The organism is Kitasatospora sp. CB02891 (genome assembly GCF_002803145.1).
Lineage (GTDB): Bacteria > Actinomycetota > Actinomycetes > Streptomycetales > Streptomycetaceae > Kitasatospora > Kitasatospora griseola.
Genome location: NZ_NNBO01000008.1, coordinates 67,613 through 84,149, shown reverse-complemented (window position 1 = coordinate 84,149; position 16,537 = coordinate 67,613). Strand labels below are relative to the sequence as shown.

15 protein-coding genes are annotated in these 16,537 nt (G+C 72.8%); 9 read left to right on the top strand and 6 right to left on the bottom strand.

All coding sequences use genetic code 11. From position 1 onward, the window contains the following. Nucleotides 1-251: 251 nt before the first annotated feature. A complete protein-coding gene (locus CG736_RS19125) occupies nucleotides 252-1,070 on the bottom strand; it encodes a phosphatase PAP2 family protein (RefSeq protein WP_157815638.1) in 819 nt (272 codons plus the stop codon). A gap of 321 nt (nucleotides 1,071-1,391) precedes the next feature. Between CG736_RS19125 and CG736_RS19120 the strand changes: the two genes are divergently transcribed. Together CG736_RS19120 and CG736_RS37125 are read left to right on the top strand one after the other, a co-directional pair. Beyond that, nucleotides 1,392-2,363, top strand: a complete 972-nt coding sequence (locus CG736_RS19120) for a sigma-70 family RNA polymerase sigma factor (RefSeq protein WP_043915705.1) — start codon at nucleotides 1,392-1,394, stop codon at nucleotides 2,361-2,363. Nucleotides 2,364-2,419: 56 nt separating this feature from the next. After that, the gene (locus tag CG736_RS37125; protein ID WP_198520549.1) at nucleotides 2,420-2,584 is read left to right on the top strand and encodes a hypothetical protein; all 165 of its coding nucleotides are present in this window, start codon (nucleotides 2,420-2,422) and stop codon (nucleotides 2,582-2,584) included. Nucleotides 2,585-2,587: 3 nt separating this feature from the next. Here the strand turns inward: CG736_RS37125 and mscL are convergent, their stop codons facing one another. From mscL to CG736_RS19095, 4 genes are all read right to left on the bottom strand, one after another. Next, nucleotides 2,588-3,001, bottom strand: coding sequence for a large conductance mechanosensitive channel protein MscL (mscL, locus tag CG736_RS19115; RefSeq protein ID WP_043915706.1), 414 nt, complete (start codon nucleotides 2,999-3,001; stop codon nucleotides 2,588-2,590). A gap of 578 nt (nucleotides 3,002-3,579) precedes the next feature. Beyond that, nucleotides 3,580-3,870, bottom strand: coding sequence for an FmdB family zinc ribbon protein (locus tag CG736_RS19105; RefSeq protein ID WP_100587411.1), 291 nt, complete (start codon nucleotides 3,868-3,870; stop codon nucleotides 3,580-3,582). Nucleotides 3,871-3,964: 94 nt separating this feature from the next. After that, nucleotides 3,965-5,257, bottom strand: a complete 1,293-nt coding sequence (locus CG736_RS19100) for an MFS transporter (protein ID WP_100587410.1) — start codon at nucleotides 5,255-5,257, stop codon at nucleotides 3,965-3,967. A 206-nt stretch (nucleotides 5,258-5,463) separates the two neighbouring features. Then, nucleotides 5,464-6,984 carry a potassium/proton antiporter gene (locus tag CG736_RS19095; protein ID WP_100587409.1) on the bottom strand — a complete coding sequence of 507 codons (1,521 nt, stop codon included), beginning with the start codon at nucleotides 6,982-6,984 and terminating at the stop codon, nucleotides 5,464-5,466. 215 nt (nucleotides 6,985-7,199) lie between these two features. On the opposite strand from CG736_RS19095, the gene CG736_RS19090 reads away from it, so the two are divergent. Beyond that, the gene (locus CG736_RS19090; RefSeq protein WP_100587408.1) at nucleotides 7,200-9,944 is read left to right on the top strand and encodes a penicillin acylase family protein; all 2,745 of its coding nucleotides are present in this window, start codon (nucleotides 7,200-7,202) and stop codon (nucleotides 9,942-9,944) included. A gap of 1,029 nt (nucleotides 9,945-10,973) precedes the next feature. Here the strand turns inward: CG736_RS19090 and CG736_RS19085 are convergent. After that, entirely contained in the window at nucleotides 10,974-11,567 is a 594-nt protein-coding gene (locus CG736_RS19085; protein WP_232734065.1) for a 5-formyltetrahydrofolate cyclo-ligase, read from the bottom strand. 63 nt (nucleotides 11,568-11,630) lie between these two features. Between CG736_RS19085 and CG736_RS19080 the strand changes: the two genes are divergently transcribed. From CG736_RS19080 to CG736_RS19055, 6 genes are all read left to right on the top strand, one after another. Next, nucleotides 11,631-12,470 carry a GGDEF domain-containing protein gene (locus CG736_RS19080; RefSeq protein WP_100587406.1) on the top strand — a complete coding sequence of 280 codons (840 nt, stop codon included), beginning with the start codon at nucleotides 11,631-11,633 and terminating at the stop codon, nucleotides 12,468-12,470. A gap of 57 nt (nucleotides 12,471-12,527) precedes the next feature. Continuing rightward, a complete protein-coding gene (galU, locus tag CG736_RS19075) occupies nucleotides 12,528-13,448 on the top strand; it encodes a UTP--glucose-1-phosphate uridylyltransferase GalU (RefSeq protein ID WP_043915712.1) in 921 nt (306 codons plus the stop codon). A 26-nt stretch (nucleotides 13,449-13,474) separates the two neighbouring features. Then, complete coding sequence (gene glp / locus CG736_RS19070) at nucleotides 13,475-14,794, top strand: gephyrin-like molybdotransferase Glp (protein WP_100587405.1); 1,320 nt, start codon at nucleotides 13,475-13,477, stop codon at nucleotides 14,792-14,794. Between the two features lie 116 nt (nucleotides 14,795-14,910). After that, on the top strand, nucleotides 14,911-15,348 hold the full coding sequence (gene moaC, locus CG736_RS19065; RefSeq protein WP_232734085.1) for a cyclic pyranopterin monophosphate synthase MoaC: 438 nt from the start codon (nucleotides 14,911-14,913) through the stop codon (nucleotides 15,346-15,348). Further along, complete coding sequence (locus CG736_RS19060) at nucleotides 15,345-15,836, top strand: molybdenum cofactor biosynthesis protein B (protein ID WP_043915714.1); 492 nt, start codon at nucleotides 15,345-15,347, stop codon at nucleotides 15,834-15,836. The genes moaC and CG736_RS19060 overlap by 4 nt, the downstream gene beginning before the upstream one ends. Then, nucleotides 15,833-16,459 (top strand): GNAT family N-acetyltransferase, encoded by a 627-nt coding sequence (locus CG736_RS19055; RefSeq protein WP_043915715.1) that lies wholly within the window; start codon nucleotides 15,833-15,835, stop codon nucleotides 16,457-16,459. The genes CG736_RS19060 and CG736_RS19055 overlap by 4 nt, the downstream gene beginning before the upstream one ends. Nucleotides 16,460-16,537: the final 78 nt, after the last annotated feature.

Below are 16,537 nucleotides of genomic sequence, written 5' to 3'. Positions count from 1 at the left end.
ACGGTCTGGTCCGTCCGCCGACTGCCGGTTGCAGGGTGCACCCAGCCGCAGAAGTCTGCCGTAACTCGGCACCCGATGGGGAGTCGAGTGCCGGACAGGGGCCCGTCCGGCTCGTGGCGGGGGGCGTCCGGGCGCAGCGGCGGGTCGGCCGCCGAGCGCCGTTTCCGCCCGGAAACATGCGGAATGCCGCCCACGTCCGTTCCCGCGCCCCGGAGCGCCCGGATGCGGAGTGTGACGTTGCTCACGAACCGTCAGGAGCGGCCCGGGTCGGGCTCCGTGGCGGGTTCCGCCGGCAGCGGGGCGGCCAGCACCCGCTGCACCCGGGACCGCAGCCGCCAGTGCAGTCGGCGGACGTCCCGGCCGAGCCGGCCCGGCCGCCAGAGCTCCACCGCCAGCGTGGCCCCCGTCAGCACCACGGCCGCCGCCGCCCAGCCGGCCAGCACGTCGCTGGGGTAGTGCACGCCCAGCGCGAGCCTGGTCCAGCCGACGCCCAGCACGGTGAGCGCCGCGCCGGTGCTCGCCACCGCCCGCACCACCCGGTCCGCGCGCGGCCGGAGCAGCACCAGCAGGGCCCCGCAGGTCACCGCGGAGGCGATCGCGTGCCCGGACGGGAAGCCCGCGCCGGAGCCCACCGCGACCGGGTCGACGAAGTGCGGGCGGGGTCGGCCGATCAGCGCCCGGCCGCCCGCGCTGGCCGCCCAGCCCAGCAGGCACACCGCGAGCACCCACCCGGCCAGCACCCGGGCGCGCACGCACCACAGCCACAGCGCGGCGGCGCCGAGCAGGGCGCGCATGGTCCACGGCGCGCCCAGGTCGGCCAGGGTCTGCATGGCGGCCGTCCACACCGGGTGCCGCAGCGCGTACCGGTGCAGCGTCGCCACCCAGCCGTGGTCCAGCCGGGACAGCGGCGACCAGTCGGCTTTCACCAGGATCAGCAGCACCGTGAACAGCAGCAGGCTCGTCAGGCCGATCCAGGCACAACCGAGCAGGGTCCGGCGTTGAACCGGAGAGCGGCGGTCGCCGGCCGGGGGGCGGTCGGCCGCCGGGGAACCATCGTTGGACTGGTGCATGACAGAGACCTTCCCAGCGCCGGGAGGCGAACCGGGGGTCCGGTGATAGCGATTCGGCATCGGTTGTGCGGATGTGTCGCGAAGGCACCGCGCGGGTTCGGTGGCGTCCGGTGGACGCGCGGTGTGCGACTCGCGTCACGCTGCGTGTATCGATCGGATGAAAATCGGCAGGATACTGCATCGCTCACGAAAAACTGAGCCACTTGGGAATGTTGTCCGATTTCTGTGCGTTGGATCGTTACGTGTGAGCCGGGAAATGGCCCACACGGTTGTGCCAGGCGGCGGAACGGAGCCCCCGGCACCGTCAGTGAGGGAGCAAGCATGGCCACCCGTGCCGTCGTACGCGACAGGGCCGATCGGAGCCGCACCGCCCGACCGACCAACCTCGAGGCCGACCGCGACCTGGTCGGCATGTACCTCGACGAGATCGCCAGGACGCCCCTGCTCGACGCCGCCGAGGAGGTCGAGCTGTCCCTGCGCATCGAGGCCGGGGTCTTCGCCCAGCACCTGCTGGACGAGGAGGAGCAGCTCGACGGCGTCAGCGCGGAGGAGCTCCGGGTGATAGCCGACGACGCCGAGCGCGCCAAGGACGTCTTCATCCGCTCCAACCTGCGCCTGGTGGTCGCCGTCGCCCGCCGCTACCCGCGAAGCGGCCTGCCGCTGCTCGACCTGATCCAGGAGGGCAACGCCGGCCTGGTCCGCGCGGTGGAGAAGTTCGACTACTCCAAGGGCTTCAAGTTCTCCACCTACGCGACGTGGTGGATCCGCCAGGCGATCACCCGCTCGATCGCCGACCAGTCCCGCACCATCCGGCTGCCCGTCCACCTGGTCGAGGAGCTCGGCCGGATCCGCCGGGTGCAGCGCGAGAAGTCCAAGGAGCTGGGCCGCGAGGCCGAGCCGTCCGAGATCGCCGCCGAGCTGGACACCACCGAGCAGCGGATCAAGGACGTGCTGGACTGGGCCCGTGACCCGGTCAGCCTGAACATGGCGGTCGACGACGAGGGCGAGACCCAGTTCGGCGACCTGGTGGAGGACACCGGCGCCGTCTCGCCGGAGGACGCCGTGCTGGTGATGCTCCGCCGCGAGGAGCTGGACGATCTGATCGGCCGCCTCGACGACCGCACCGCGTCGATCATCCGCAGCCGCTACGGCATGGAGGACGGCCGGGAGCGGACGCTGACCGAGGTCGGCAAGCAGCACGGTCTGACGCGCGAGCGGATCCGCCAGATCGAGAAGCACGCGCTGGCCGAGCTCAAGAAGATCGCCGACCACGCCGGCTTCGAAGCCGCCTGAGCCAGGGCCTGTCCGGGCGTCCCCGCGGGGGCGCCCGGCAGTTCTACAGTGGACGGATGACCGAGCAGGACGAGAACAAGCCCAAGCCGCGACTGGTCTTCAAGGACCCGTTCGAGCAGCAGACCAGTGACGACACCGACCGCGGCTGGGGAGAGTCGCAGGGCGGGCGGGGGCTGGACTGGTACCTCGACCAGCGGCCCCCGCACCACGGGGAGAAGTAGCCGTCAGCGGCGGACCAGCGCGTCGCGGATCTCGGTGAGCAGCTGGACCTCCCTCACCTCGACCTCCATCGCCTCCTCCTCCGGCGTCTTGCGCTTCTCCAGGAAGTGGTTCATCGGCAGGACGATCAGGAAGTACACGACGGCCGCGATGATGATGAAGCTGATCACCGCGCTGATCACCGAGCCCCAGAGGATGAAGATGCCGGAGGTCACGTTGCCGCTGGCGTCCATCGAGCACGGGCCCCGGAGGCAGGACGCGTAGCTGTTCAGGTCCTTGGTGCCGATCAGACCGAGCAGCGGGTTGATGATGCCCTTGACGAACGCGTTGACGACGTTGGTGATCGCCGCGCCGATGACGACGGCGACGGCCAGGTCCACCACGTTGCCGCGGAGCAGGAAATTCTTGAAGCCTTTCATGCCGCGTCGAACGCTGTCCGCACGCAGAGGTCACGGGTGAATTCACGGCACTCCGGTTGACGCCCGGGGGCATTCGCCGGCCCCGGGGCCGGGCGGCGGGGCCGGCCGCAGCGGACCCGAGGTGAACGCGGCCGCCACCGCCAGACAGGCCACCGCGAACACGCCCGGCCGCCGACGCACGGCCTGCCGCAAGCGGTGGCGGCCCCGCGCGGTGCCCCGGATCGGCGGAAAATCGGGCACCTCGCGGCGCGGCGGCACCAGTGCGGCGGGCAACGGGGGGAGCACGAAAGCGGTCATGGCGGCAGGCCCTTCCTGGGGAGCGGCGGCCCCGGTCGAGGCCGCGGCAGCAATCCTGCGGCTGCCCGTCCGCCCCCGCCCGCGGATATCCGCAGCCTGTGGAAAACCCCGCCCTGTGGAAAACCGCCGTCACCCGCAGGGCTGAGCCGCTGCGCCGTTCGGAGCACACCCCGTGACCCGCCCCGCCCCACCGTCCGGAGGAACCCGCGTAACCACCCCGCACAACGCCGCAGGCCCCGCCCGGTCGAACCGGGCGGGGCCTGCGGCGATGCTTCGGACGGTCAGCTCGCGGCCGGGGCCGAGCTGCTGCTCGACGAGGACGACGAGGACGACGCCGACGACGAGGTCGAGGAGCCGGAGGTCGACGAGGACGAGGTCACCGAGCTGCTGGAGCTGGAACGGCTGTCGGTGCGGTAGAAGCCGGAGCCCTTGAAGACCACACCCACGGCCGAGAAGACCTTGCGGAGCTTCCCCTGGCAGTCGGGGCACGTGGTCAGCGCGTCGTCGCTGAACTTCTGCACCGCCTCGAGGCCGTTGCCGCACTCGGTGCACTGGTACTGGTACGTGGGCACTTTCCGCTTCCTCCTGCACTCCCCCTGGCACTCTCACGCTATGAGTGCTAACGACGGTCCATGATGCGGCATTCCGCTGGTGGAGTCCAGCGGCTCAGCCGTGCCGGGCGGCGCCGGCGGGCTGTTCGACCGCGCCGCCCCTGGCCACGGTACGGGTGACGGGGGCCGGGGCGAGCAGCAGGTGGCGCATCGTGACGAGCGCCACCAGGCCCAGGCCGGAGCCGATCAGCGGGACGGTGAAGCCCAGCGAGGGCCCGGAGTGGTCGATCAGCTGCCCGGCCGCGGTGGAGCCGACCGCCAGGCCGAGGCCGATCGCGCCGGTCAGCCAGGTGAACGCCTCGGTCTTGGCGCCGTCCGCGACCAGCGTCTCCACCAGGGTGTAGCCGGTGATCAGGGTGGGGGCGATGGCCAGGCCGCAGAACAGGCCGGCGATCGACAGCGAGACCAGGTTCGGCATCGCCCACAGCGTGGAGCAGCCGAGCATCAGCAGCGCGTAGCAGGCGAGCATCCGCTGCCGGGCCGAGCTGCGCCAGGGGATCAGGCCGTAGAGCACGCCGGCGACCATCGACCCGGCCGCGAAGATGCCGTAGACCGCGCCGCTGAGGCCCGGGGTGCCGGCGTCCTCGGCGAAGGCGGTGATGGAGACCTGGAGCGCACCGAACACGGTGCCGAGGCCGAGGAACCCGCCGGCCAGCAGGCGGACGCCGGGGGAGGCCAGCGCGGAGGCCTGGCGGCGGCCGGGTTCGGCGGGGCCGGTGGGGGAGGGGGCGGTGCCGCGGCGGGCGGCGAAGAGCAGGCCGCCGAGCACCGTGAGGGCGGCCTCGGCGATCAGCCCGGCGGACGGGTTCACCGCGGTGGCGACGCCCGTGGCCAGCACCGGGCCGACCACGAAGGTGAACTCGTCGGTGACGGACTCGAAGGCGAACGCGGTGTTCAGCAGCGCGGGCCGGTCGTTCAGCCGGTGCACCCAGCGGGCCCGCACCATGGCGCCGACCTGCGGCACCGACGCGCCGGCCGGGGCGGCGGCGAGGAACAGCGTCCAGTCGGGGGCGCCGCCGTGGGCGAGCGCGATCAGCGCGCCCACCGCGGCGGCGTGCACCAGGACGGCGGGGACCAGCACGGCGGCCTGGCCGTGCCGGTCGGCGAGTCGGCCGGTCTGCGGGCCGATCAGGGCCTGCGCGACGGCGGCGGTCGCGGCGACCGCGCCGGCCAGGCCGTAGGAGCCGGTGGTGTCGCGCACCAGCAGCACGATGCCGAGGCCGAGCATGGCGTACGGCAGTCGGGCGACCAGGGCGGGGAGCAGGAAGGTCCAGGCGCGGGGGGTGCGCAGCAGGGCTCCGTAGCCGGTGCTGCCAGTGGGGTCGTCGACCGGTCGGCGAGCCGCCACGGTCGGTCCTCTCTGCTGCCTGGTAGCGCGGGACCGGGCGTGCAGATGGGACCGGGACCGGCGCCGAGAGTCGTCCTCTCGCGCGTCGACCGGGGTTGTTACCGGGCCCGGGCGGAATGCCTCGGGGCCCGGCCGCCGAGCGGTCGCGCCGACTCTGCATCAGGCAGATGCGGGGGAATCGGGGTTTCTGCCTTCAGCTTAGCGGCTCAGCCCGCTTTCCTTCTGGGAACAGAAGGTGAAGCCTCCGCATTGTGCAGCCAGCCGGCCAGCTTGCCGCCCTGGTCGACGGCGCGCAGCCGGCGTTCGGCGGCCTCCGAGACCTCGTCGGTGGTGACCACCAGCAGTTCGTCGCCCTCGCGCAGCACCGTCATCCGGTCCGGCACGAAGCTGGAGCCCTCGCGGACCACCAGGGTGACCGCGGCGCCCTTGGGCAGGCGCAGTTCGGAGACCTCGACGCCGGACATCCGGGAGCCGGCGGCCAGCTGCACGGACAGCAGGTGGCCGTGCAGCTTCTCCAGCGGGGCGGACTCGATGCCCAGGTCCTGGCCGAGGTCGCCCTCGCCGATCTTCAGCCAGCGGGCGACCATCGGCAGGGTCGGGCCCTGGAGCAGGGTGAAGACCACGACCAGGATGAACACCACGTTGAACAGCTGCTGGGCGTCGGCCGCGCCGGACACCAGCGGGATGGTGGCGAGCACGATGGGCACGGCGCCGCGCAGACCGGCCCAGGACAGCAGGGCCTGCTCCTGCCAGGGGATCCGGAACGGCGTCATGCTGACCATCACCGACAGCGGCCGGGCGACGAACACCAGCACGGTGCCGGCCACCAGGCCCGGAATGATCGCCGAGCCCATGGTCGCGGGCGTGACCAGCAGGCCGAGCAGCACGAACATGCCGATCTGGCCGATCCAGGCGAGTCCGTCGGCGAAGCCGCGCACCGCGGGGCCGTGCGGCAGCTTGGAGTTTCCGAGGATCACCGAGGCGAGGTAGGCGGCCAGGAATCCGGAGGCGTGCAGCAGCGCGCCGCCCGCGTAGGCGAGCACGATCAGGCCGAGCACCGCGATCGGGTACAGGCCGGAGGAGGGCAGCGCGATCCGGCGCATCGCGTACGCGCCGAGCTTGCCGACCGCGAGGCCGACGGCCGCGCCGATCACCAGTTCCAGCGCGATGGTGCCGAGCAGCACGTACCAGGAGTCGAGTTCGCCGGTGGTGGCGAAGGCCACCACCAGGATCACCACGGGCGCGTCGTTGAAGCCGGACTCGGCCTCCAGCAGGCCGGTCAGGCGCTTGGGCAGCGGGACCGTCCGCAGCACCGAGAAGACCGCGGCGGCGTCGGTGGAGGAGACGATCGCGCCGAGCAGCAGCGCGGTGCGCCACTCCAGGCCGACCAGCCAGTGCGCGCCGGCGGCGGTGACGAACACCGAGACGGCGACGCCCACGGTGGCGAGCACGGCGGCTGCCGGCACGACCGGTTTGATCGCCTTCCAGCTGGTTTTGAGTCCACCCTCGGCGAGGATGACCACCAGGGCCGCGTAGCCCAGGACCTGGGTGAGTTCGGCGTTGTTGAAACTTATGCCGATGCCGTTCTGGCCGAGCAGGACGCCGATGCCGAGGTACAGCAGCAGTGACGGCAGTCCCGTACGGGTGGAGAGCCTGACGGCGCCGACGGCGACGAGCAGGATGACGGCGGACTCGAGAAGCAGCTCGTTCAGGTGGTCAACGGTCACGCAGGGGCACCTCGGGCAGGAAGGGCGGCTGACGGATCGTTACTCAGTCTAACATTTTACTTGATCTTTACGCTAGTCCCCGCTTTCCTCCCGGCCCGGTAGGGTCCGAACGGCGCCGCCGCAGCCTGGCGGTGTCCCCCGTGCACGGCTGCCGGTGCCGTCGCCCTAATGTGGTGACCTGTCACGGCCGCACGCTCCCTCATACAAGGACTCGGATGCCCCGCTCGAAGAAGTTCCGGCGCGCACGTCTGATCGTGATCCTGCTGGCCGTGCTGCTGGTGGCGGGTCTGGCCGGCGGCAGCTGGTGGGCGGTGGACACCGTCCGCTCGTCGTTCCCGCAGGTCAGCGGCACCGTCTCGGTGCCCGGCATGTCCGCTCCGGTGGACGTGGTACGCGACGACAAGGGCATCCCGCAGCTGTACGCCGACACCGACGCCGACCTGTTCCGCGCCCAGGGCTACGTCCAGGCGCAGGACCGGTTCTGGGAGATGGACGTCCGACGGCACATCACCTCGGGTCGGCTCGCCGAGATGTTCGGCTCCAGCGCGGTGGAGAACGACAGCTTCCTGCGCACCATGGGCTGGCGCCAGGTCGCCCAGAAGGAGTGGGACCACGTCCTGTCCGAGGACACCAAGCGCAACCTGACGGCCTACACCGAGGGCGTCAACGCCTGGCTCGCCGAGCACCCCGGCGGGGCCGGCGCCTCGGTCGAGTACGCGCTGCTGGGCGCCGTCAACTCCGGCTACCGGCCCGAGAAGTGGGACCCGGTCGACTCGGTGGCCTGGCTGAAGGCGATGGCCTGGAGCCTGTCCGGCAACATGCAGGAGGAGATCGACCGCTCGCTGCTGACGCAGAACTTCAGCGCCGAGCAGATCGCCCAGCTCTACCCGGACTACCCGTACGACCGCAACGGCACCATCGTGAAGACCGGCAAGGTCGGCGCCGACGGCACCTACACCCCCGGTGAGGGCGCCACCGTGCCCGCCCCGTCCGGCAGCGCCACCTCCGCGAGCACCTCGCAGGCCCGGGCCGTGACCCAGCAGCTGCTCGGCGACCTGTCCGGCAGGATGGGGGAGCTGCCGCAGCTGCTCGGCCCCAACGGGCAGGGCATCGGCTCCAACTCCTGGGTGGTCTCCGGCACCAACACCACCACCGGCAGGCCGCTGCTGGCCAACGACCCGCACCTCGGCCCCGGCATGCCGTCGATCTGGTACCAGATGGGCCTGCACTGCCGCAGCACCTCCAGCAGCTGCAACTACGACGTGGCCGGCTACACCTTCGCCGGCATGCCCGGTGTCGTCATCGGCCACAACAAGGACATCGCCTGGGGCTTCACCAACCTCGGCGCCGACGTCACCGACCTGTACCTGGAGAAGGTCACCGGCCCCGACACCTACCTGCTCGACGGCAAGGACACCAAGTTCACCGTCCGCAAGGAGACCATCAAGGTCGCCGGCGGCGAGGACCGCACCATCACCGTCCGCACCACGCAGGACGGCATGCCGATGATCTCCGACCAGTCCTCCGAGGAGCAGAAGGTCGGCAGCAACGCGCCCGCCGGCAACGCCGCCCCCGACCGGGCCACCGGCTACGGCGTCGCGCTGCGCTGGACCGCGCTCGTCCCCGGCAAGACCATGGACGCCGTCTTCAAGCTCGACCGGGCCACCGACTTCGCCTCGTTCCGGCTCGCCGCGCAGGACTTCGCCGTCCCCGCGCAGAACCTCATCTACGCCGACACCAAGGGCAACATCGGCTACCAGGCCCCCGGCCTGATCCCGGTCCGCGGCAAGGGCGACGGCCGCTACCCCGCCCCCGGCTGGGACTCCGGCTACGCCTGGAAGAGCGACTTCCTGCCGTTCAAGTCGCTGCCCTACGCGTACAACCCGCCCGAGGGCTACATCGTGACGGCCAACCAGGCCGTGGTCGACGAGACCTACAAGCCGATGCTCACCAAGGACTGGGAGTACGGCACCCGCGCCAAGGAGATCACCGACCAGATCCAGGCCAAGCTGAAGAACGGCGGCAAGATCTCCCCGAACGACATGCAGTCCATGCAGCTGGACAACACCAGCGTGCTCGCCAAGGACCTCGTCCCGCTGCTGCTGAAGATCAAGATCGACGACCCGTACGTGCGCGAGGCCCAGGACCTTTTGAAGGACTGGAACTACCACCAGGACGCCGACTCCGCCGCCGCCGCGTACTACAACGGCGTCTGGCGGGCCCTGCTCACGCTCTCCTTCGGCCAGAAGTTCCCGGCCGACCTGCGCGTGAAGGGCGACTGCCTGCTGGTCCGCCAGAAGCGCGACAACACGCTCCCCGACGACGCCCTCAACGGCGCCGCGCAGGCCGTCACCGAGTGCGGCACCCGCAAGCCCTCGCTGGCCCAGCCGGACGGCGGCGACCGCTGGACCGAGGTCGTCCGCCAGCAGCTCGGCGACCCCAAGTCGCAGTGGTGGGACTACATCGACTCCAACCACCAGCAGCAGCACGGCCTGAACAACCTGCTCGCCGAGGCCCTCAAGGACGCCCGCCAGGACCTCACCTCGCGCCTCGGCAAGGACATCTCCACCTGGAGCTGGGGCCGTCTCCACCAGTTGACCCTGCAGGAGCCCACGCTCGGCAGCGACGACTCCTCGATCGCGTCCCCCGCGATCCGCAAGCTGCTCAACCGGGGCCCCTACAAGCTCTCCGGCGGCAGCGCCGCGGTCAACGCCTCCGGCTGGAACGCCGCCGCCGGCTACGACGTCGACTGGATCCCCTCGATGCGCATGGTCGTCGACCTCAGCGACTTCGACGCCTCCCGCTGGATCAACGTCGGCGGCGCCTCCGGCCACGCCTTCCACCCCAACTACAACGACCAGACCGACCTCTGGACCAAGGGCGAACTCCTCCCCTGGGCCTACACCAAGGACGCCGTCACCAAGTCCGGCAAGAACACCCTCACCCTCACCGCCGGCTGACGCCCGACCCGCACCACCCGGAGGCGGACTCCCCGAGCGGGGGCCCGCCTCCGGCGTTTCCCGGCGGCGCTGACGCGCGGTTCGGCCCGGCAACGGAGGCGGGATCCCCTGCGGGGGGCTGCACCCGGTTGTTTCTGGATCGGGTCACCTCGGCCGCCCTGCTTGTGGGGGCGGGGCGAGTCGCGACGCGCTCCGGGCCGCGTGCCGACACGCCGCGCGCGTCGGGCGGCTGCTTCCGGGCTGGCTTCCTGCGGGCTCGGCCGTGCCGGCGGGCGGCACGCCGGTCGGCCCGAAGCCCGACTGCGGCCGGGCGCTGGGGTCGGACTTCCCGTAGACGGGTCTGCCGTTGGTGCGTCGGCAGGTGTTTGCTGCCTCGGGCCCGGGTGCCGAGCTTCGCTGGCCGGTTCGCTTGCGGCGCGGTTCCGCAGGTGGGATCGCTGCCGGTGCGTTGGGCGGCTGAGTGCCGCCTTCGGTCTGGCGCCAGGCTCCGTCGGGTGGCTGCTTTCGGGCGGGGTTTCGTCGGGCCGGTGGGCGGGCTTCCTGCGGGCTCGGCAGTGTCGGCGGGCGGTACGACGGTCAGCCCGAAGCCCGCCTGCGGCTCGGCGTTGGCGGCGGACTTCCCGCAGACGGGTTCGCCGTTGGTCGGCGGCGGGTGTTTGCTGCCTCGGCCCCGGGTGCCGAGCTTCGCCGGCCGGTTCGCCTGCGGCCCGGTTCCGTGGCGGTCCGGACCGGGCCTGTCGTGAACCGGGGGATACCGACCGTGGAGGGCGGTGGTTCAAGTGCGGGGCGCGGCTGTCCGAACCGCCGGCGCAGGCGGGATCGCCGCCTTCGGTCTGGCACCAGGCTCCGTCGGGCGGCTGCCTTCGGTGCCGGCCGATGGGTGGTCCGGTGGTGACGGACGGGCTTTCCGGGGTCCTCGCTCCATGTCGGCGAGGGGTGCCCCGGTCGGCCCGGGTTCCGTCGGGTGCTCTGTCCGGGTCCGTCGACGGTGCGTCGGCCGGTGCCTGTCGCGTCCTGTTCTTCGCTCCGTCAGGCGGTGAAGCGGGTGATGCCGGTCGGGGTGATGACAGCGTGGACGGGGTGGTCGTGGGGTTCGGTGGGGACGGCGGGGAGGAGTTCGTGGGGGTAGAGGAGGGTGGCGAGGAGGGGGTGGGCGTCGGCGCGGGCCAGGCGGGCGAGGACGCGGTCGTAGGAGCCGCCGCCGCGGCCGAGGCGGATGCCGTGGGCGTCGACGGCGAGGCCGGGGAGGAGGACGACGTCGGCGGTGCGGACGGCGTCGGGGCCGAGGCGGGGGGCGAGGGGTTCGAGCAGGCCCCGGGTGGCGGGTGCGAGCCGGGCCTCGCTCTCGTAGGGGGCCCAGTCCAGGTCGTTGTCGGGCAGCAGGACCGGCAGCAGCACGCGGACGCCGGCGGCGGCCAGCGCGGCGAGCAGCGGGCGGGTGCCGGGTTCGGCGCCGACCGAGACGTAGGCGGCGACGGTGCTGCCGGGCGGGACGAGGTCCGTCGCGTACGCGGCCAGTGTGCGGGCCGCCGCGGCCCGCTGCTCGGCGGTGAGGGCCCGCCGCTCGGCGAGCAGCCGTGACCTCAGTGCCACCTTGTCGTTGGACAACTGATCTGCAGACACCACCCGTATCCCTTCAGCTCTGTCATTCACAGTGACACGAGCCTGACACGTCGAGGCCGCCGCATGTCCACCCCGCTCCTGCTCCAGGCCCTGGCCGTGCTCGGCGCGGCCGCCCCGGTCGCGGCCGGTGTCACCGTGCTGCGCCGCCGCCGGGCGGGGGCCGGGCAGGGCGGGAGGGAGGCGGAACTTCTGGCGAAGATCGCGGAACTGGCGGCGGAACGGGACGAGTTGCGTCGGACCGCGTCCTGCGACCCGCTCACCGGGGTGTGGAACTACCGGCACCTCCAGCTGACCCTGGACCAGGAGATCGAGCGGGCCCGGCGGGCCGAGGCCACGGCCGCCGAGCCGCGCCCGCTGTCGGTGCTGATGGTGGAGCTGGTCGGGTTCGACGGGCTGGTCGCCGAGCACGGCCGGTCCCGTGCCAACGGGATGCTGCGCGACCTCGCCCAGCGGCTGGCGGTGGAGATCCGCAGCTGCGACACGCTGGGCCGATACGGCGGGGAGGAGTTCCTGGTGCTGCTGCCGGACACCGCCCCGGAGGGCGCCGCCCAGGTCGCCGAGCGGCTCTGCTGGTCGGTGCGCAGGCACCGGCTGACGGACCGCCACCCGGGCGAGCCGGCCGACCCGGAGGCCCGCAGCGGGCTGACCGCCGCGATCGGTCTGGCGGTGCTTCCCCGGGACGGCGCGCACGCCGCCGTCCTGCTGCGGGCGGCGGACCGCGCGCTGGCGGAGGCCCGGGCGGCCGGTGGGGACTGCTGGCGTCCCGCTCCGCCCGGTGAGCCCGCGTCGGGCGGTCCGGGCGCTTCATCGGTGCCCGGTAAGGTGTCTCCCGGCCCCGGCGAGGACTCCCTCACCCCGCACGCGACCACCGTCGGCCCCCGCCCGACCGGTGACCGGCCTTGACCGTAGATTCACCCGCCTCTCAGCAGGGTGGAATCCCTGCCTTAGTAAGGTCGACGCATGACGAACAAGCACGCCCGCACGCCGGTCACCAAGGCAGTCGTCCCCGCTGCCGGCCTCGGCACCCGGTTCCTCCCCGCCACCAAGGCCACGCCGAAGGAGATGCTCCCGGTCGTCGACAAGCCGGCCATCCAGTACGTCGTGGAGGAGGCCGCCTCGGCCGGACTGTCCGACATACTGATGGTCACCGGTCGCAACAAGCGTGCTCTGGAAGACCACTTCGACCGCGCGTACGAGCTGGAGGAGCTGCTCACCCGCAAGGGCGACCACGACCGGCTGCGCCGCGTCCAGGAGTCCGTGCAGCTGGCGAACATGCACTACGTGCGCCAGGGCGACCCGAAGGGCCTCGGCCACGCCGTCTCGGTCGCCGAACAGCACGTCGCCGGCCAGCCGTTCGCCGTCCTGCTCGGTGACGACCTGATCGACCCCCGGGACCCGCTGCTGGCCCGCATGATCGAGGTGCAGCAGGAACTCGGCGGCTCCGTGGTCGCGCTGATGGAGGTCGACCCCGCGCAGATCCACCTGTACGGCTGCGCCGCCGTCAAGGCCAACGGCTTCGGCGAGGACGTCTTCCAGGTGACCGACCTGGTCGAGAAGCCCGACACCGCCGACGCCCCGTCCAACTACGCGGTCATCGGCCGCTACGTGCTCGACCCGGCCGTCTTCGACGTGCTGCGCGAGACCCCGCCCGGCCGCGGCGGCGAGATCCAGCTGACCGACGCGCTGCGCGAACTCGCCACCCGCGACGAGAACACCGGCGGCCCGGTCTACGGCGTGCTGTTCAAGGGCCGCCGCTACGACACCGGCGACCGCGCCGACTACCTGCGCGCGATCGTCCGGCTGGCCGCCGAGCGCGACGACCTCGGCCCCGAATTCCGGACCTGGCTGCGGCAGTTCGTCGCCGCGGAGATGCAGGGCTGACCCACCACGAAGGCGAGTGTGAGGCGATGACCGGGAAGCACGACCCCTGCGGAGAGGGCGCCGGCTCCCCGGCCTCGCCGCGCCTGTGGAGCGTCGACGAGCACCTCGCCGACGTGCTGTTCGCCGCGGCCCCGCTGCCGCCGATCGAACTCCGCCTGCTGGACGCGCAGGGCTGCCGGCTCGCCGAGGACGTGCGGGCCGGCGCCGACCTGCCGCCCTTCGACAACAGCTCGATGGACGGCTACGCGCTGCGCACCGCCGACACCGTGCGGGCCACCGAGCAGTACCCGTCGGTGCTCGCGGTGGTCGGCGACATCGCCGCCGGCGCCGACGAGCTGCCCAAGGTCGGCCCCGGCCAGGCCGCCCGGATCATGACCGGCGCACCCGTCCCGCCCGGCGCCGAGGCCGTCGCCCCGGTCGAATGGACCGACGGCGGCACCGGCACCGGGCAGGCCGCCGACACGATGGGCGGCGACGAGGGCGCCCCCGGCGACGAGGTGCGGGTGCTGCGCCCGGTCGCGGAGGGCGCGTTCATCCGCCGCCGCGGCAGCGACGTCACCGCCGGGGACACCGTGCTGGAGGCCGGCGCCGTGCTCGGCCCCACCCAGCTCGGCCTGCTGGCCGCGATCGGCCGGGCCACCGTCCGGGTCCGCCCCCGGCCCCGGGTGGTGGTGCTCTCCACCGGCAGCGAACTCGTCCAGCCCGGCGAGGAGGCCGGCCCCGGCCGGATCCACGACTCCAACTCCTTCACCCTGACCGCCGCCGCGATCGCCGCCGGCGCGGTCGCCTACCGGGTCGGCGGCGTCCCCGACGACGCGGCGACGCTGCGCGCGGTGCTGGAGGACCAGCTCGGCCGGGCCGACCTGATCGTCACCAGCGGCGGCGTCTCGGTCGGCGCGTACGACGTGGTCAAGGAGGTGTTCGCGGACTACGCCGGAGTGGACTTCCGGCGGCTGCGGATGCAGCCCGGCAAGCCGCAGGGCTACGGCCGGATCGGCGGCGAGCGCGGCGTGCCGCTGCTCGCGCTGCCCGGCAACCCCGTCAGCGCGTACATCTCGTTCGAGCTGTTCGTCCGCCCCGTCATCCGCACCATGCTCGGCGCGCCCGACGTGCACCGGCCCGTGCTGCGCGCCGCCACCACCGCCGCGCTGCGCTCCCCGGCCGGGCGACGGCAGTTCCTGCGCGGCCGGTACCGTCCGGCGGACGGCGCCGTCAGCCCGGTCGGCGGCGAAGGATCGCACCTGGTCGGGGCGTTGGCGCAGGCCGACTGCCTGATCACGGTGCCCGAGGACACCACCGCGCTGCCGGCCGGCAGCACCGTCGATGTGGTCCTTCTCACGGACTGACCCGGACGGGGCGGTACGGTAGCGCGAGATTCGCACCGCGTTACTGGAGCCCATTCGTGACCGACACATCCCCCGGCGACCGCCTCACGCACGTCGACCACACCGGCGCCGCCCGGATGGTCGACGTCTCCGAGAAGGCCGCCACCACCCGGGTCGCGGTGGCGGCCGGACGCGTCCGGGTCGCCCCCCGGGTGGTCGAACTGCTGCGCGGCGAGGGTGTCCCCAAGGGCGACGCGCTCGCCGTCGCCCGGATCGCCGGCATCATGGGCGCCAAGCGGACGCCCGACCTGATCCCGCTCTGCCACCCGATCGCGCTCACCGGTACCACCGTCGACCTGGCGGTCACCGACACCGCCGTCGAGATCACCGCCACCGTCCGCACCGCCGACCGCACCGGCGTCGAGATGGAGGCGCTCACCGCCGTCGCGACCGCCGCGCTCACCGTCATCGACATGGTCAAGGCCGTCGACAAGGCCGCCGCCATCGAGGACGTCCGGGTGCTCAGCAAGACCGGCGGCAAGGGCGGCGACTGGGTGCGCGAGGACGCCCGATGAAGGCGCTCGCCGTCACCGTCTCCAACCGGGCCGCGGCCGGGGTGTACGAGGACCGGGGCGGGCCGCTGCTGGTCGCCGGCCTGCGCGAGCTGGGCTTCGCGGTCGACGGCCCGACGGTCGTCCCCGACGGCGACCCGGTCGAGGCCGTGCTGCGCGAGGCCGTCGCCGCCGGGTACGACGTGGTGCTCACCACCGGCGGCACCGGCATCTCCCCGCAGGACCTCACGCCCGAGATGACCGCCCGGGTGATCGACCGGCAGCTCCCCGGAATCCCCGAGGCGATCCGGGCGTACGGCCGCGAGAAGGTGCCGACCGCGGCGCTCTCCCGCGGCCTGGCGGGCTGCGCCGGACGCACCCTGATCGTCAACCTGCCCGGCTCCACCGGCGGCGTCCGGGACGGCCTCGCCGTCCTCGCCCCGCTGTTGCCGCACGCCGTCGACCAGTTGGCCGGCGGCGACCATCCGCGACCCGCGGGCGGTGCGCACTGAACGCGGGGTGGCCGACCGAGCTGGTCGAGGGGGACGTCGTGCTGCGGCCCATCCGCCGCCGCGACCAGGCCGAGTGGCAGGAGGTCAGCCGGCGCAACCGGGACTGGCTGCGCCGCTGGGAGGCCACCGTCCCGCCCGCCCCGGCCGGCCGCGCCCCGCTGCCCCGGCCCACCTTCCGGCAGATGGTCCGCTACCTGCGCGGGGAGGCCGCGGCCGGCCGGATGCTGCCCTTCGTGGTGCTCTACCGCGGCCGCCTGGTCGGCCAGCTGACCGTCGGCGGGATCACCTGGGGCTCGATGTGCTCCGCCAACGTCGGCTACTGGGTGGACGAGGCGGTGGCCGGCCGCGGCATCATGCCGACCGCCGTCGCGCTCGCCGTCGACCACTGCTTCCGTGACCTGGCGCTGCACCGGGTCGAGGTGTGCATCCGCCCCGAGAACCGACCCAGCCGCCGGGTGGTGGAGAAACTCGGCTTCCGCGCGGAGGGAATGCGCCCCCGCTATCTGCACATCGACGGCGACTGGCGCGACCACCTGGTCTACGCGCTGACCGCCGACGAGGCCGCCGACGGTCTGCTGCGGCGCTGGCACGCCCTCAGGAGCGGTCCGTCACAGGGGAATTGAATATTTGTTCGAAAAGCAGATATCGATATGGCATCGGCGGGTCGCCGGGGCCGGGGCGAGCCGTCACAAATACCGGCA

Excerpts from the sequence above, each read along its gene's own strand:
- CG736_RS19125 (WP_157815638.1), bottom strand. The coding sequence starts at position 1,070 with ATGCACCAGTCCAACGATGGTTCCCCGGCGGCCGACCGCCCCCCGGCC.
- CG736_RS19120 (WP_043915705.1), top strand. The coding sequence starts at position 1,392 with ATGGCCACCCGTGCCGTCGTACGCGACAGGGCCGATCGGAGCCGCACC.
- CG736_RS37125 (WP_198520549.1), top strand. The coding sequence starts at position 2,420 with ATGACCGAGCAGGACGAGAACAAGCCCAAGCCGCGACTGGTCTTCAAG.
- mscL (WP_043915706.1), bottom strand. The coding sequence starts at position 3,001 with ATGAAAGGCTTCAAGAATTTCCTGCTCCGCGGCAACGTGGTGGACCTG.
- CG736_RS19090 (WP_100587408.1), top strand. The coding sequence starts at position 7,200 with ATGCCCCGCTCGAAGAAGTTCCGGCGCGCACGTCTGATCGTGATCCTG.
- CG736_RS19080 (WP_100587406.1), top strand. The coding sequence starts at position 11,631 with ATGTCCACCCCGCTCCTGCTCCAGGCCCTGGCCGTGCTCGGCGCGGCC.
- galU (WP_043915712.1), top strand. The coding sequence starts at position 12,528 with ATGACGAACAAGCACGCCCGCACGCCGGTCACCAAGGCAGTCGTCCCC.
- glp (WP_100587405.1), top strand. The coding sequence starts at position 13,475 with ATGACCGGGAAGCACGACCCCTGCGGAGAGGGCGCCGGCTCCCCGGCC.
- moaC (WP_232734085.1), top strand. The coding sequence starts at position 14,911 with ATGGTCGACGTCTCCGAGAAGGCCGCCACCACCCGGGTCGCGGTGGCG.
- CG736_RS19060 (WP_043915714.1), top strand. The coding sequence starts at position 15,345 with ATGAAGGCGCTCGCCGTCACCGTCTCCAACCGGGCCGCGGCCGGGGTG.